We start from the raw sequence: 14440 nt of genomic DNA, 5'->3' as shown, positions 1-14440 counted from the left end.
TATTGATCAACGGAAATCGCGTGCGGCGGGGCTGACCGGAGGATCAATCGGGTCCAACCGGTCGGCGGTGAGATTGATCACTCCCTCGTGGCGCTGCAGCCGCCCCCGGACCACCAGCGCGGCGCTGGTCCTCGCCACCCGCCGGTACCGCTGCCAGAGCCCCGGGGAGCAGGTGACGTTGAGCATCCCGGTCTCGTCCTCCAGGTTGAGGAAGGTGACCCCGCCCGCGGTCGCCGGGCGCTGCCGGTGGGTGACGATCCCGCCGACCCGGATCCGCCGGCCCGGCTCCACCCGGCCGAGCCGGGCGATCGGCACCGCGCCCAGGGCGTCGAGCTGGCCGCGGATGAACCGGGCCGGGTGGCTATCCGGCGACAGCCCGGTCGCCCACACGTCCGCGACGAGGCGGTCGACCGCCTCCATCCCGGGCAGGGTCGGCGCGGCCGTGCCGGTCACCGTGCCGGGCAGGCGACCCGGCCGGTCCTGGGCCGCCGCACCGGCGGCCCACAGCGCCTCCCGGCGGGTCAGGCCGAAGCACGCGAAGGCGTCCGCGGTGGCCAGCGCCTCCAGCTGCGCGGCGGTGAGACCCACGCGCCGGGCCAGGTCCGGCATGTCACGGTACGGCCCGTGCGCCACCCGTTCGGCCTCGATCCGCTCGGCCACGTCCTCGCCGAGGGTACGCACGCTCGACAGCCCCAGGCGGACGGCCGGCCCGCCCAGCCCCCAGGCGTGCGGCGGCTCCCCCGGCCGGCTCCCCCAGCGGGTGTCCGGGGTGGACTCGAGGACGGCCTTCGCCCCGCTCGCGTTGACGTCCGGCCGGCGGACCTCCACCCCGTGCCGGCGCGCGTCGTCGACCAGGGTCTGCGGCGAGTAGAAGCCCATCGGCTGGGCGTTGAGCAACGCGGCCAGGAACGGAGCCGGGTGGTAGCGCTTGAGCCAGGAGCTGGCGTAGACCAGGTACGCGAAGCTCATCGCGTGGCTCTCCGGGAAGCCGTAGCTGGCGAACGCGGTGAGCTTGCGGTAGACGTCGTCGGCCAGCTCGCCGGTGATGCCCCGCTCGGCCATGCCGGCGTAGAGCCGGTCGGCGATCTGCGCCATCCGCTCCACCGACCGTTTGGCCCCCATGGCCCGGCGCAGCTGGTCGGCCTCGGCGGCGTCGAACCCGGCCAGGTCGATGGCGAGCTGCATGAGCTGCTCCTGGAACAGCGGCACGCCGAGGGTCTTCTCCAGCGCGTTGCGCATCAGCGGGTGCGGGAAGGTGACCGGCTCCTGGCCGTTCTTGCGCCGGATGTACGGGTGCACCGAGCCGCCCTGGATCGGGCCGGGCCGGATCAGCGCCACCTCCACCACCAGGTCGTAGAAGCAGTGGGGCTTGAGCCGGGGCAGGGTGGCCATCTGGGCGCGGCTCTCCACCTGGAACACCCCGACCGAGTCGGCCCGGCAGAGCATGTCGTACACCTCGGGGTCGTCCAGGGTCATGTCCCCCAGGTCGAGGCTCATCCCGATCATGTCGTAGCCGTAGTGCAGGGCGGAGAGCATGCCGAGGCCGAGCAGGTCGAACTTGACCAGCCCGACGGCGGCGCAGTCGTCCTTGTCCCACTGGAGCACGCTGCGGCCGGGCATCCGCCCCCACTCCACCGGGCAGACCTCGATCACCGGCCGGTCGCAGATCACCATGCCGCCGGAGTGGATACCCAGGTGCCTCGGGAACGTCTGCAGCTCGTTGGCGTACCCGACCACCTGCTCGGGGATGTCCGCCACGTCGACCGCGGCGACCGAACCCCAGCGGTCGATCTGCTTGCTCCAGGCATCCTGCTGTCCGGGGGAGAACCCGAACGCCTTCGCCACGTCCCGCACCGCCGACCGCGGCCGGTACGAGATGACGTTGGCGACCTGGGCGGTGTGCTCCCGGCCGTACCGGGCGTAGACGTGCTGGATGACCTCCTCGCGGCGGTCGGACTCGATGTCCACGTCGATGTCCGGCGGGCCGTCCCGCTCGGGGGCGAGGAAACGCTCGAAGAGCAGCCGGTGCCGTACCGCGTCCACGTTGGTGATCCGCAGCGCGTAGCAGACCGCCGAGTTGGCCGCCGACCCCCGGCCCTGGCAGTAGATGTCCTGCTCGCGGCAGAACGTGACGATGTCGTAGACCACCAGGAAGTAGCCGGGGAAGCCCAGCTCCTCGATCATGTTCAGCTCGTGTTCGAGCTGCGCGTACGCCTCGGGGTGCGCCTCCGGCGGGCCGTACCGCTCCCGCGCGCCCTGCGCGGTGAGGTGCCGCAGCCAGCTCATCTCGGTGTGCCCCGGCGGCACCGGGTACGCCGGCAGCGTCGGTGCGACGAGCTGGAGGTCGAAGGCGAGTTCCCGGCCGAACTCGGCGGCCCGGGCCACCGCCCCCGGGTACGCGGCGAACCGGGCCGCCATCTCCGCGCCGCTGCGCAGGTGCGCGGTGCCGGCGGCGGGCAGCCAGCCGTCGAGCTCGTCCAGGCTGCGCCGGGCCCGGACCGCGGCGACCGTGGTGGCCAGCCGGCGCCGCCCCGGGGTGGCGTAGTGCACGTTGTTCGTCGCCACCGTCGGCAGCCCGGCGGCGGCGGCCAGCTCGGCGAGGGCGTCGTTGCGGTCGGCGTCGACGGGGTGCCCGTGGTCGGTCAGCTCCACCGCCACCGTCTCGGCGCCGAAGAGCGCGGTCAGCCGGTCCAGCTCCCGGGCCGCCGCGTCGACGCCCTCGGTGAGCAGGGCGGCCGGCACGTGCCCCTTGCGGCAGCCGGTGAGCACCAGCACGTGGTCGCGCAGTTCGGCGGCGACCTCCGCCAGCTCCCCGTAGACCGGGCGGCCCTTCTCCCCGCCGCGCAGCTGGGCGCGGGAGATGGTGGCGGCCAGCCGGGCGTACCCCTCGTGGCCGTGGGCGAGCAGCAGCAGGTGCCGGCCGAGCGGGTCCGGTTCGCCGTTCTGCGGGCCGGGCAGGTCGAGGGAGAGTTCCGCGCCGAAGACCGTCGGCAGGTGCAGGGCGCGGGCCGCCTCGGCGAACCGCACCACGCCGTAGAACCCGTCGTGGTCGGTCACCGCGAGGGCGGTCAGCCCCAGCCGGGCGGCCTCCTCGGCCAGCTCCTCCGGATGGCTGGCGCCGTCGAGGAAGCTGAAGTTGGTGTGCGAGTGCAGCTCCGCGTACGGCACCACGCCGTCCGGGCGGTCCAGCGGCGGCGGCTCGTACTGCTGCCGCTTGCGGGTCCAGGCCGGCGAGTCCCCACCGTCGGCGTCCACCGCCAGGGGGTCCACCACGTGCAGGTGCCGCTCGCCGTGCGGCGTACGGCGTTGCCCCCGGGCGGGCTTGCCGGTGAGCACCCGCTCCAGGTCCGACCACGGCAGATCCGGATTGTGGAAACTCACGCCCCCACCCCCGGATGCGCCGGGCGCGCCGGGCTCGCTGGGCGAGCTGGGCGAGCTGGGCGAGCTGGGCGAGCTGGGCGAGCTGGGCAGACCTTGGAGGATTTCGGCCCCTGGAGGGGCCGTTTCCTTCCAAGATCCGTCGGGAGCGGGGCTGGGAGCGGGGCTGGGAGCGCCGCGGTCGCACGGAGGGGGCAGCTCGACAGGGGACGGTCAGTCATAGACCGCCTCCACCAGCCACCGGCCGCCCTCGACCGCGAGCAGCAGGGCGGTGCCGTCGGCGAGGCCCACCTGGAACCGGGCCCGCCGTCGCGCCTCGGCCGGCGCCCACCAGCGTTCGTCCACCGGCCACGGCCCGGTCCAGCCCACGATCTCCACCGGGCGGGCGGTCCCGACGGCCAGCCGGGCCGGTGCGGCGCTCACCGCCAGGCGGGCGGTGACCACGACCGGCTCGCCGGCCGCGTCGTGCACGGTGGCGGCGAGCGGCTCGGGGAGCACCACCGCCGGCGCCGGCGGCGGAAGCCGCCCCGGCCACGGCGGCTCCGCCACCCGGCCCGCCGACCGTCCCGCCACCCGGCCCGCCGATCGCCCCGCCGATCGCCCCGCCGACCGGGCCGGGAGCGGGTCGGTGTGGGTCGGGAGCGGGTCGAGGCGGGACGGCAGCGAGGACGGCAGCGGGGGCGGGCCGGGGCGGGCGGGGAGGCGTTCGTCGCCCCACGGCACCAGGCGTACCTGGTCGGCCGGGGACCGCCCGCCGCCGAGCACCGCCGTGACCACCGCCTCGGGGCCGAGGATGCCCTGGACCCGGCTGAGCGCCCGGTGGGCCCGTTCCCGCTCCTCCCCGGCCTCCCCCCACAGGCCCGGTTGCAGGGCGCCCTGCGCGATCACCCCGTCGGGGACCAGCCGCAGCCGGATGATGCCGGCCGTCGGCCGGGCGGGGCGGGCACCGGCCCGGCCGGGCCGGCCGCCGGAGAGCCAGCCGTCGAGCTGCCACCGCACCCGGTCGGCGATGGCGGCGGCGGTGAGCAGACCGTCGTGCCGCCAGACCCGGTGCAGCTCCTGGCCGTGCGCGGTGACCGCCTCGATGCCGAGCCGGGTGCAGGCCAGCCCGTGCGCGGCGAGACGGTCGTGCAGCCGCTCGGCCAGCGCCCGGGCGACGAAGGCCGCCGCGTCAACCCGGTCGAGGGGGTCGTCCTGGTCGGCGGTGACCGCCAGGTCGGCCGGGGGTTGCCGGACCGCGAGCGGACGGTGGTCCCGCCCCGCCGCCAGCCGGTGGGCCAGCGCACCGTCGAAACCGAACCGGGCCAGCACGTCCCCGGCGGGCAGCGCCGCGAAGTCGCCGAGGGTACGCACACCGAGCCGACGCAGCAGGTCGGCCAGGGCCGGACGGCCGAGCGCCTCGACCGGCAGGTCGGCGAGGAACCGCGGTGTCCCGTCGGGCGGGACGACCCGGCCCGAGCGGGCGGCCAGCCCCGCGGCGAAGACCCCGTCGGCGATGCCGATCTGGCTCTCCACCGCGCAGGCCTGGGCGACGTGCTCGACGATCCGCTCCGCCGCCGCCTCCTCGCCCCCGAGGTAGCGGCTCGGCCCCCTGGCCGCCACCGCGCACGCGCCGGGGCGGACCACCTCGACGCCGGCCACCAGCTCCTCGACCGCGGCCACCACCGGCTCGAACGCCCGGGCGTCCCGGGCCGGGTCGTGGTCGACGACGATGAGCCGGGGGCACCGGCCCTGCGCCTCCCGCCTGCGCAGCCCCCGGCGCACCCCTTCCGCCCGGGCCTGCTCGGAGCAGGCGACCACCCGGTTGGCGTGCAGCACCGCGACCGGCTCGGTGGCCGGCACCCCGTCGACGATCTCGGCGGCGATCACCGGCCAGTCCGGACACCAGAGCACCAGCGTGCGTACCGGCGCGGCGGACCCGCCGGCCGCCGCGGGACGGGACCCGCCGGGCGCCGCGGGACGGGACCCGCCGGTCACGCCGGGCCGACCAGGGTGAGCGCCGGCGGGGACGGCCCGGCGGCGGAGGCCGCCGGCACGGCGCGGAGCCGACCGGCGGCCGAGCGGCCGGTGACCGAGGCGACCGGGGCACCGGGGACCGGACGGGGAATGATCCGGGTCAGCGCGTCACCGGGCAGCCAGACCGTCACCTCCCGGGGGCGGGCGGCGGCGCCCCGGCCCCGCGCCGAGACGGTGACCTCCCGGCGCCGCAGCCGGCCCCGGCCGGCACCGAGCCCCTCCCAGGCCCCCCGGACCACCTGGAGGGTCACGTCGGCGCCGTCCCACCGCCCGTACGGGACGAGGACACAGCCCCGCTGTCGGGCCCGGGCGGCCAGCCGGTCGGCGACCGAGGCGGAGACCGTGGCCGGCACGGCGGTGACCACGACGTCCACCCCGTCGATCAGCGCGGCGACGACGGTGGCCCACTCCGGCCCCGGGTGCGGCACCAGGGCGAGCCGGTCCAGGGCGATGCCGAGCTCGGCGGCGGCACCCGCCCCGAAGGTCGGCACCCCCACCACGGCGCACCACGAGCCGGCCCGGGACGCCTCGGCGAGCAGCGCCAGGACCAGGGAGGTGGCGCCGCTGGGCCGGGGCTGGCCGACGGCGACCGCGATCGTGCTGCCACGGCGCAGCCCCCGGTTGGGCAGCAGGCCGGTCAGTTCCGGGGTCACCGGCAGCACCCGGTGACCGCCCGCCGGGTCCGGGGCGCTCGCCGGGCGCACCAGACCCGCCAGTGCGGCGGTACCGACCACCATCCGGCCCGCCATCGGACCTACCCCCTGTCGTGCTGCTGTGCGGTGTGCTGCTGATAGCTCAAAACGGATCGGCCGCGCGGACGGCCCTCGTCCCCGCCCTGCCGGCGCAGGGCAGGCCGCCCCGGGGACCGGCGCGGGCCCGGGGACGGATGCCGGGGATCAGGCCGCGAGGCCGTCGAGTGCCGGTTGGTGGGCCACGCCGAGCGCGGTCTCGACCACCGTCACGAACTCTTCCGCCGCGCGCAGCAGGTCGTCGGCCTCCCGGGCGGTGACGACCCGGGGGATGCCGGCCTCGGCGGCGGCGCGCTTGCTGGCGCCGACGGCGAAGAACCGGGCCCACTCGTCCAGCTCGGGGGCGACGCCGGAGAGCAGGACCCAGACGCTGGTGACCCGGTTCCGCCGGGTCGGCGCGGGACGGGCGCGCGCGGCGAGCACGGCCGCGGCGGCGCGGAGAGCGGCCAGGTGGGCCGCCGCGTAGCGGAGGCCGTCCGGACCGGTCCGGGCGGCCTCGGCCAGCCCCTGGCGGGCGACCGCGAGAAGCTGTGCGGGGGTGCGGTGCGGCAGCACGTGCGCCGGCACCGTCGGTGCCTGAGCCGGGTTGGTCGGCATGGGTCTGTCTCCTCCACGTGGCCGAGGCGCGCACCCCGCGACGGAAGCCGGTCCGCCGGCGGGACCGCCGGGTCGAGTGGTGCGGAGGAAGACGCACCGGTGTGGAAGCCGGCCGGGTGTGGACGCTTCCCCACACCACACCCGGCCGGCATGACCGGCGGGTTCGTCGCCCGCCGCCCGGGGGTCGAGGGCGGCGGGCGACGCTCCTGCCTTGACGGGCCCGGGCTCGCGACTGCCCGGAACCTGGTGCGGCCCGCGGAGCCGCACCCGCCCGGAACCGGTGCCGCGAAACACCGCTCCGGGCTGTTGGAACGAGCGTACGAGGCAATCGAACACTCGTTCTAACTACTGCTGACAGTACACCCTCCCTCCGACGAAAATGCAACGTGTGACTCGCCGGAGATGCCTCAGCGTGGCCGGCTGAACCCGTTCCGGGCGCACCGGGAAGAATGGCGGCATGCAGCCACACCCGAACGTACGGGCGGTGCAGGAGGCGCTCGACGGCGCGGACGCCCGCGACGGCTCCGGCACGCCGAGCGCGGTCCGCCTGCTGCCCGACGCGGTCCACACCGCCGCGGCCGCCGCCGAGGCACTCGGCGTCGAGGTCGGACAGATCGCCAACTCACTCGTCTTCGACGCCGACGGCGCACCGCTGCTCGTGCTGACCTCCGGGGCCCACCGGGTGGACACCGCCGGTCTCGCCGCGTCGATCGGGGTCACCCGGCTGCGGCGGGCCACCCCGGAGTTCGTCCGCGAACACACCGGGCAGGTGATCGGGGGTGTCGCCCCGGTCGGCCACCCGCGGCCGCTGCGCACCGTGGTGGACACGGCCCTCGATACGTACGCCGAGATCTGGGCCGCCGGAGGCGTCCCCCGGGCGGTCTTCCCCACCACGTACCCCGAGCTCCTCCGGGTGACCGGCGGCACGCCGGCCGAGGTGGCGTGAGCGAGCGGACGTCGCCCGGAGTGACCGCGTGAGCCCGGCCGGCCGCGGTGAGCCCGTTCCCGACCTGGTCACCCTGCACGTGTGGCGCACCGCCCGGGGCGGGTTGCCCCGGGCGCTGGTCCGGATGGCCCGCGATCCGCGCCGGCTGCGCGCACTGCCCGGCGTACGCTTCGCCAAGCTGCTCGGCACCGGGACCGGCACCGGCTTCGGGCCGGGTGACGCGGACCTGACCCGGTGGGCCGCCCTGACGGTGTGGGACTCCCCCGCCGCGGCGGCCGGCTTCGACGGCTCCCCGGTGGGGCGGGCCTGGGCGCGGCTCGCGCGCGCCGCCGTCCGGGTCGACCTGCGCCCCCTCACCAGCCGGGGCGAGTGGTCCGGCCGCCGGCCGTTCGGCGACCCGCCCGGCGGGCCGGCCGACGGCCCGGTGCTCGCGCTGACCCGGGCCCGGCTGCGCCCCGCCCGCGCGGTCACCTTCTGGCGGGCGGTCCCACCGGTGGCCGCCGCGCTGCGCGCCGCGCCCGGCCTGCTCGCCCGGTTCGGCGTCGGGGAGGCGCCGCTGGGCTGGCAGGGCACGGTCAGCGTGTGGCGCGATCCGGCGGACCTGGTCGCGTTCGCGTACCGTCACCCGGAGCACCGGGACGCGATCATCCGGACGCCCACCGAGGGGTGGTACGCGGAGGAACTCTTCGCGCGGTTCGCGGTGCGCGACGTGGTCGGCGACCGGACGGTGCTGGGGTGGGGCGCCGACGGCGACCCGGGTACGGCGGAGGGGCCGCGTGAGCGAGCGTAACGAGCGAACCATCAGGCACAGCAGCGCGAGGAGTGAGCCGGGGTGGCGAGCCCCGCGGTCGGGAACGGGAGAAGGTACGGCATGAGGCTGGTGCGGTGGACACCGGAGGATCTCGTCCGGCGGCTGGACGACGTGGTGGCCGTCTACGGCGAGGCGATGGGGTACCGCACCGACCTGCTGGACGCCCGCCGCGGCTACATCGCCACCCACGTCCGGCGGCCCGGATTCCGCGCCGTCGCCAGCCTCACCACCGAAGGCCACCTGGCCGGCTTCGGCTACGGCTACCTGGGCGCGGCCGGCCAGTGGTGGCACGACCAGGTGTGGCGCGCGCTGGACCCGGCCGCCCGGCAGCGCTGGCTGGGCAACTGCTTCGAGGTGGTGGAGCTGCACGTCCGGCCGCCCGCGCAGGGGCACGGCCTCGGCGCGGGGCAGCTGCGCGCGCTGCTCACCATGGCCGAGGGGACGACCACCCTGCTGTCCACGCCGGAGGCCGACGAGCAGCGGTCCCGCGCCTGGCGGCTGTACCGGCGCTTCGGCTTCGTCGACATCCTGCGCGACTTCCACTTCCCCGGCGACGAACGCCCGTTCGGGGTGCTCGGCCGGGACCTGCCGCTGGCCGCACCCACCTCCCCGGCGCCGGCCGCGGCATGACCGGTCCCGTGCCGGCCACCCGCGCCGCCCGCCCGGCCTGGGCGGTGCTGGCGGTGCTGGTGCTGGCACAGATCTGCTACCCGCTGGCCGCCGGGCAGACCCGAGCCGGGCTCACCGTCGCCACGGTGGTGCTGGGCTACCTGCTCTCGGTCGGCCACGCGCTGCTCAGCCGCGGCCCACGGGCGGCGGCGGCGCTGGTCGCGGTGGCCACCGGAGGCGGCTTCGCCATCGAGGCGCTCGGTGTGGCGACCGGGTTCCCGTTCGGCAGCTACGACTACTCCGGCCAGCTCGGCCCGAAGCTGGCCGGTGTGCCGCTGGTCATCCCCCTCGCCTGGACCTGGATGGCCTGGCCGGCCTGGCTCGCGGCGGTACGGCTCACCGGCGGCGGGCCGGGCGGATCCGGCGGCGCCGGGATCGGGCGGACCACCCGGCGGATCGCGCTGGCGGCGCTCGGCCTGGCCACCTGGGACCTCTTCCTCGACCCGCAGATGGTCGCCGAGGGGTACTGGTCCTGGCGGGACGCCACCCCCGCGCTGCCCGGCCTGCCCGGCATCCCGGTCAGCAACTACCTGGGTTGGCTGCTCTTCGCGGTCCTGCTGATGGGCGCCCTGCGTCCGCTGGCCGGGCCCGCCGTCGCCGCCACCGACGGCCGCGACGACCCGATGCTCGCCCTCTACCTGTGGACGTACGCCTCCAGCGTGCTGGCCCACGCCGTCTTCCTCGGCCTGCCCGCCTCGGCGCTGTGGGGCGCCGCCGGCATGGCGGTGACGGCCGTCCCGCTGGCGGTGACACTGCTCCGCGCGGGCCGCCGCCCCGGTCCGGCCGACCGGAACCCCCGACCCCGCGTCGACGCGCCGGCATGAGCGGGCGGAGCGCCGGCCGGAGCGGGCATGGCGGGGCGGCGGCGTGAGCGTCGTGCTGGCGCTGCTGGCGGGAGTGGCCGCGTTGACCGCGCACACCGCCGTCAACGCCGGCCGGTGGCTGCGCCGCCCCGCCCCGGCGCCGGCGGAGGTGACCGAGACGGTGGCGGTGCTGCTGCCGCTGCGCGACGAGGCGGCCCGGGTCACCCCGTGCCTGCGCGCGCTGCTGGCCCAGCGCGGTGTGCCGCGGCTGCGGATCGTGGTGCTCGACGACCGGTCGACCGACGGCACCGCCGACGTGGTCCGCGCGGTCGCCGGGACCGACCCGCGGGTCACCCTGCTCGACGGCGCCGCCCCGCCGCCGGGCTGGCTGGGCAAGCCGCACGCCTGCTGGCAACTCGCCACCCGCGCCGACCCGGCCGCCACCGTGCTGGCGTTCGTCGACGCCGACGTCGTCCTCGCCCCTGAGGCGGTGGCCGCGGCCGTCGGTGAACTGCGCGCCGCGCGGGTGACGCTGCTGTCGCCGTACCCCCGGATCGTGGTGGCGACGGCGGCCGACCGGCTGGTCCAGCCGCTGCTGCAGTGGCTGTGGCTGACCTTCCTGCCGCTGCGCGCGATGGAACGCTCGGCGCGGCCGTCCCTGGCGGCGGCCGGCGGGCAGTTCCTGCTGGTGGACCGGGCCGGCTACACCGCCGCGGGCGGGCACGCGGCGGTGGCCGACCGGATCCTGGAGGACGTCGAGCTCGCCCGCGCGGTCAAACGGGCCGGCGGGCGGATCGCCCTGGCCGACGGCTCACGGCTGGCCACCTGTCGGATGTACGACGACTGGCCGCAGCTGCGCGACGGCTACACCAAGTCGCTGTGGGCCACGTTCGGGCACCCGCTGGCCGCCGGCGTGGTGGTCGCGCTGCTGCTCCTGCTCTACACCGCTCCCCCGCTGGTCACCGTGGCCGCGCTGGCCGCCGGCGCGCCGGGGGTGGCCGCCGGCGCCGCCGGGGCGTACCTGCTGGGGGTCGCCGGTCGGGTGCTCAGCGCGCGGGCGACCGGCGGCCGGTGGTGGCCCGACGCGCTCGCACACCCCGTGTCGGTCGCGGTCCTCGGTTGGCTGACCCTGCGGTCGTACCATCTGCGGAAGCGGCGGCGCCTGACCTGGCGGGGCCGTCCGGTCGTCTAGGTCTGGGGGCGCGGCATGGCGCGGATCGTGGTCGTCGGCGCCGGGGTGGGTGGCCTCGCGACCGCCGCCCGGCTGGCCACCACCGGGCACGAGGTCACCGTCTTCGAGCAGGGCGACACGGTCGGCGGCAAGCTCGGCCGACACGTGCACGACACCCCGGCCGGCCCGTTCCACTTCGACACCGGGCCCAGCCTGCTCACCCTGCCGCAGGTCCTCCACGACCTGTTCGAGGACACCGGCGCGAAGCTCGACGAGTACCTGGACCTGCTCCCGCTGGACCCGATCGTGCGGCACGTCTTCCCGCACGGCGGGCCGACGCTGGACTCCTGCGCCGACCCGACCGGATTCGCCAGCCGGATCGGCGCGGCCCTCGGCGACCGTGCGGCAACGGACTGGCAGCGCCTGTGGCGGCGCGCCGAGCGGGTCTGGACGGCCTCGGAGCGGGACATCCTGCGCCGCCGCGTCGACTCGCCCCGCGACCTGGCGACGCTGGCGTGGCGGCTGGGTGACCTGGCCGCGATCGCGCCGGGCCGCACCCTGCGCGGCCTGGGCCGCACGCACCTGTCCGACCCCCGGCTGCGGATGCTGCTCGACCGGTACGCCACCTACACCGGCGCCGACCCCCGCCGGGCGCCGGCCGCGCTGGTCGCCGTGCCGTACGCCGAACTGGCCTTCGGCGGCTGGTACCTGCGCGGCGGGCTGGGCACCCTGGCCGACGCGCTGCTGACCCGCTGCCTGGACCTCGGCGTCGTCGTGCAGACCGGCGCCCGGGTCACCCGGATCGACGCGGCCGGCGGGCGGGTGCACGGCGTACGCCTCGCCGGCCGGGCCGCCCCGGTCCCCGCCGACGTGGTGGTGGCCAACGTCGACGCGCTCACCGTCTACCGGGACCTGCTGCCCTCGCCGCGCCGGCTGGCCGGTCTGACCGACCGCAGCCTCGCCGGCTTCGTGCTGCTGCTCGGCGTACGCGGCGACTCCGGGCTGGCGCACCACACGGTCTTCTTCCCCGACGACTACGACGCCGAGTTCGACGCGGTCTTCGGGGCACCGGGGCGGGGTGTCCGGGCCCGCCCCGCGCTCGACCCGACGGTCTTCGTCACCGTGGCGGACGACGAGATGGTCCGCCCGGCCGGGCACGAGGCGTGGTTCGTGCTGGTCAACGCCCCCCGGCACGGCACCGCCGCCGGTGCGGTGGACTGGCGGCGGCCCGGCCTCGCCGAGGCGTACGCGGACCACGTCCTCGACGTGCTGGCCGCCCGGGGCGTGGACGTGCGGGACCGGCTGGTGTTCCGGGAGATCCGCACCCCGGCGGACCTGGCCAGCGCCACCGGCGCGCCCGGTGGGGCGATCTACGGCACCGCCGGCGGCCTGCTCCGCCCGGCCAACCGCGGGCCGGCCCGCGGGCTGTGGCTGGTCGGCGGCTCCAGCCACCCGGGCGGCGGCCTGCCGATGGTCACCCTCTCCGCCCAGATCGTCGCCGAGCAAATCGGCCCGGCCTGGTAAGGAAGGGCCCCTCCTTAACGCCTGGGGTAGAGGAAGGGCCCCTTCTTAACGTCCTCTCCCCGGGAACGTCAGCCGGCTTCGAGCAAGGTACGGCGGACGGCCGCCAGCAGCTGCCCCAGGCCGAAACCGGCCAGCAGCACCCACACGGCCGTCGCCATGGTGATGGTGCCGGCGGCCAGGTCGGGGTCGATCAGCCCGGTCAGGCCGGCCAGCAGCAGGCCCACCAGGGCCACCGAGACGCGGGTCGGGCGCTCCCCCACGGTCACCGCGCCGATCTCCCGCATGCCGGCGGAGACCGCCCGTGCCCGGACGTACTCGTGCAGCCAGGAGAGCCCGCCGCCGGCGGCCACCAGCGCGCCGGGGGCGCCGATCAGCCAGAACGCGACCAGCCAGGCCGCCTCGCCGAGCCGGTCGGCCACCGAGTCGTAGACGTACCCGAGCCGGGTGGTGCGGTTCGTCGCGACCGCGACCGCCCCGTCGACGCTGTCCGCCACCGAGGCGAGCAGGACGAACAGCGCACCGAGGAACGGCCCGTCCTGGGGCCGTACGGCGAGCAGCGGCACGCAGAAGCAGAGCAGCACCCCGACCACGGTGACGGCGGTCGGGGAGACCCGCAGCCGGCCCAGCACGAAGCCCACGTGGTACGCGAAGCGCAGCCAGGCGCGGACGACCGGGGCGGCGGCGCGGGGGTCGAAGCCCCCGTGCAGGCGTGCCCAGGCCGTCGCGTACTGGTCCCAGTTCAGCTGTGTGCCCACCACGGATCAACCGTCGCACCTGGCGGGAGGTGTCGCGGCACGAAGGTCACACCCGGGCGCCGGCTTGCAGGTTCTGCCAGATCTCCCGGGTGGCCGTCGACCGGTTGAAGGTGATGAAGTGGATCCCCGGCACGCCCTCGTCGAGCAGCCGCCCGCACATCTCGCTGGCCTGCTCGATGCCGAGCCGGCGGACCGCCTCCGGATCGTCGGCGACCCTCTCGAAGCGCGCGGCCAGGGCCGGCGGGAAGGGCGCGCCGGAGAGCTGCACCGACCGCTCGATGGTGCTGAACTGCGTCACCGGCATCACACCGGGCAGGATCGGGGTATCGCAGCCCGCCGCGGCCACCCGGTCCCGCAGCCGCAGGTAGTCCTCCGCGTCGAAGAACATCTGGGTGATCGCGAACTCGGCGCCGGCCCGGCACTTCCGGACGAAGTACTCCGTGTCGGTGGCGACGTCGGGCGAGCGGGGGTGCTTGTACGGGAAGGCGGCGACGCCCACGCTGAAGTCGCCGGAGTCCCGGACCAGCCGCACCAGGTCCTCCGCGTAGCGCACGCCCTCGGGGTGCGGGACCCACTCGCCGGTGGGGTCGCCCGGCGGGTCGCCGCGCACCGCGAGCACGTTGCGCACGCCCGCGCCGGCGAGCCGCCCGATCACGTGGCGCAGCTCGGCGACCGAGTGGTTGACCGCGGTCAGGTGCGCCATCGGCAGCAGGGTGGTCTCGGTGGCGATCCGTTCGGTGACCGCGACCGTCGTGTCGCGCGTCGACCCGCCGGCGCCGTAGGTGATCGAGACGAACGACGGGCGCAGCGACTCCAGCTCCCGGATGGCCTGCCAGAGCAGCCGCTCGCCCTGCTCGGTCTTGGGTGGCATGAACTCGAAGGAGAACGTCGGCTGGTGGTCGCGGATCAGCTCCCCGATCGCCGGCTGGGGATTGGGGAGGACCGAGGGGAGACCGAGCGCCACCTCACGACTGTAGCGGTGCACGGCCGGTCGACCCACGGTCTTCCCACCCGGCGGACG

At 76.5% G+C, this 14440-nt stretch carries 12 protein-coding genes; 6 read left to right on the top strand and 6 right to left on the bottom strand.

Annotated elements, in window-relative coordinates; all coding sequences use genetic code 11:
• Window positions 1-6 precede the first annotated feature (6 nt).
• From ACN26Y_RS16270 to ACN26Y_RS16255, 4 genes are all read right to left on the bottom strand, one after another.
• Entirely contained in the window at window positions 7-3381 is a 3375-nt protein-coding gene (locus tag ACN26Y_RS16270) for an error-prone DNA polymerase (RefSeq protein ID WP_155331083.1), read from the bottom strand.
• A gap of 210 nt (window positions 3382-3591) precedes the next feature.
• On the bottom strand, window positions 3592-5274 hold the full coding sequence (locus ACN26Y_RS16265) for a DNA polymerase Y family protein (protein WP_230689068.1): 1683 nt from the start codon (window positions 5272-5274) through the stop codon (window positions 3592-3594).
• 77 nt (window positions 5275-5351) lie between these two features.
• Window positions 5352-6143, bottom strand: a complete 792-nt coding sequence (locus tag ACN26Y_RS16260; RefSeq protein ID WP_155331081.1) for a hypothetical protein — start codon at window positions 6141-6143, stop codon at window positions 5352-5354.
• A gap of 147 nt (window positions 6144-6290) precedes the next feature.
• On the bottom strand, window positions 6291-6740 hold the full coding sequence (locus ACN26Y_RS16255) for an SAV_6107 family HEPN domain-containing protein (RefSeq protein ID WP_155331080.1): 450 nt from the start codon (window positions 6738-6740) through the stop codon (window positions 6291-6293).
• 457 nt (window positions 6741-7197) lie between these two features.
• Between ACN26Y_RS16255 and ACN26Y_RS16250 the strand changes: the two genes are divergently transcribed.
• The 6 genes from ACN26Y_RS16250 (at window position 7198) to ACN26Y_RS16225 (ending at window position 12664) form a co-directional block, all read left to right on the top strand.
• Window positions 7198-7686 carry a YbaK/EbsC family protein gene (locus ACN26Y_RS16250; protein ID WP_422732965.1) on the top strand — a complete coding sequence of 163 codons (489 nt, stop codon included), beginning with the start codon at window positions 7198-7200 and terminating at the stop codon, window positions 7684-7686.
• A gap of 28 nt (window positions 7687-7714) precedes the next feature.
• On the top strand, window positions 7715-8476 hold the full coding sequence (locus tag ACN26Y_RS16245; protein WP_155331078.1) for a monooxygenase: 762 nt from the start codon (window positions 7715-7717) through the stop codon (window positions 8474-8476).
• 81 nt (window positions 8477-8557) lie between these two features.
• Complete coding sequence (locus tag ACN26Y_RS16240; protein WP_155331077.1) at window positions 8558-9127, top strand: GNAT family N-acetyltransferase; 570 nt, start codon at window positions 8558-8560, stop codon at window positions 9125-9127.
• Entirely contained in the window at window positions 9124-9990 is an 867-nt protein-coding gene (locus tag ACN26Y_RS16235) for a carotenoid biosynthesis protein (RefSeq protein WP_155331076.1), read from the top strand. The genes ACN26Y_RS16240 and ACN26Y_RS16235 overlap by 4 nt, the downstream gene beginning before the upstream one ends.
• 43 nt (window positions 9991-10033) lie before the next feature.
• On the top strand, window positions 10034-11161 hold the full coding sequence (locus tag ACN26Y_RS16230) for a glycosyltransferase (RefSeq protein WP_155331075.1): 1128 nt from the start codon (window positions 10034-10036) through the stop codon (window positions 11159-11161).
• 15 nt (window positions 11162-11176) lie between these two features.
• Window positions 11177-12664: a phytoene desaturase family protein gene (locus tag ACN26Y_RS16225; RefSeq protein WP_155331074.1), complete on the top strand. Its 1488-nt coding sequence runs from the start codon at window positions 11177-11179 to the stop codon at window positions 12662-12664.
• A gap of 68 nt (window positions 12665-12732) precedes the next feature.
• On the opposite strand, the gene ACN26Y_RS16220 is transcribed toward ACN26Y_RS16225, so the two are convergent.
• Both ACN26Y_RS16220 and metF read right to left on the bottom strand, forming a co-directional pair.
• Window positions 12733-13422, bottom strand: a complete 690-nt coding sequence (locus tag ACN26Y_RS16220) for a CDP-alcohol phosphatidyltransferase family protein (protein ID WP_155331073.1) — start codon at window positions 13420-13422, stop codon at window positions 12733-12735.
• Window positions 13423-13465: 43 nt separating this feature from the next.
• On the bottom strand, window positions 13466-14383 hold the full coding sequence (metF, locus tag ACN26Y_RS16215; protein WP_155331072.1) for a methylenetetrahydrofolate reductase [NAD(P)H]: 918 nt from the start codon (window positions 14381-14383) through the stop codon (window positions 13466-13468).
• Between the last annotated feature and the right edge of the window lie 57 nt (window positions 14384-14440).

The organism is Micromonospora sp. WMMD558 (assembly GCF_049315255.1).
Lineage (GTDB): Bacteria > Actinomycetota > Actinomycetes > Mycobacteriales > Micromonosporaceae > Micromonospora.
The sequence above is the reverse complement of the archived record's forward strand: the minus strand, read 5'-3'. Positions and strand labels throughout refer to the sequence as shown.

Bases quoted from the DNA above. Each gene is read 5' to 3' on its own strand.
- ACN26Y_RS16260 (WP_155331081.1), bottom strand. From the start codon at position 6,143: ATGGCGGGCCGGATGGTGGTCGGTACCGCCGCACTGGCGGGTCTGGTG.
- ACN26Y_RS16255 (WP_155331080.1), bottom strand. From the start codon at position 6,740: ATGCCGACCAACCCGGCTCAGGCACCGACGGTGCCGGCGCACGTGCTG.
- ACN26Y_RS16250 (WP_422732965.1), top strand. From the start codon at position 7,198: ATGCAGCCACACCCGAACGTACGGGCGGTGCAGGAGGCGCTCGACGGC.
- ACN26Y_RS16240 (WP_155331077.1), top strand. From the start codon at position 8,558: ATGAGGCTGGTGCGGTGGACACCGGAGGATCTCGTCCGGCGGCTGGAC.
- ACN26Y_RS16235 (WP_155331076.1), top strand. From the start codon at position 9,124: ATGACCGGTCCCGTGCCGGCCACCCGCGCCGCCCGCCCGGCCTGGGCG.
- ACN26Y_RS16225 (WP_155331074.1), top strand. From the start codon at position 11,177: ATGGCGCGGATCGTGGTCGTCGGCGCCGGGGTGGGTGGCCTCGCGACC.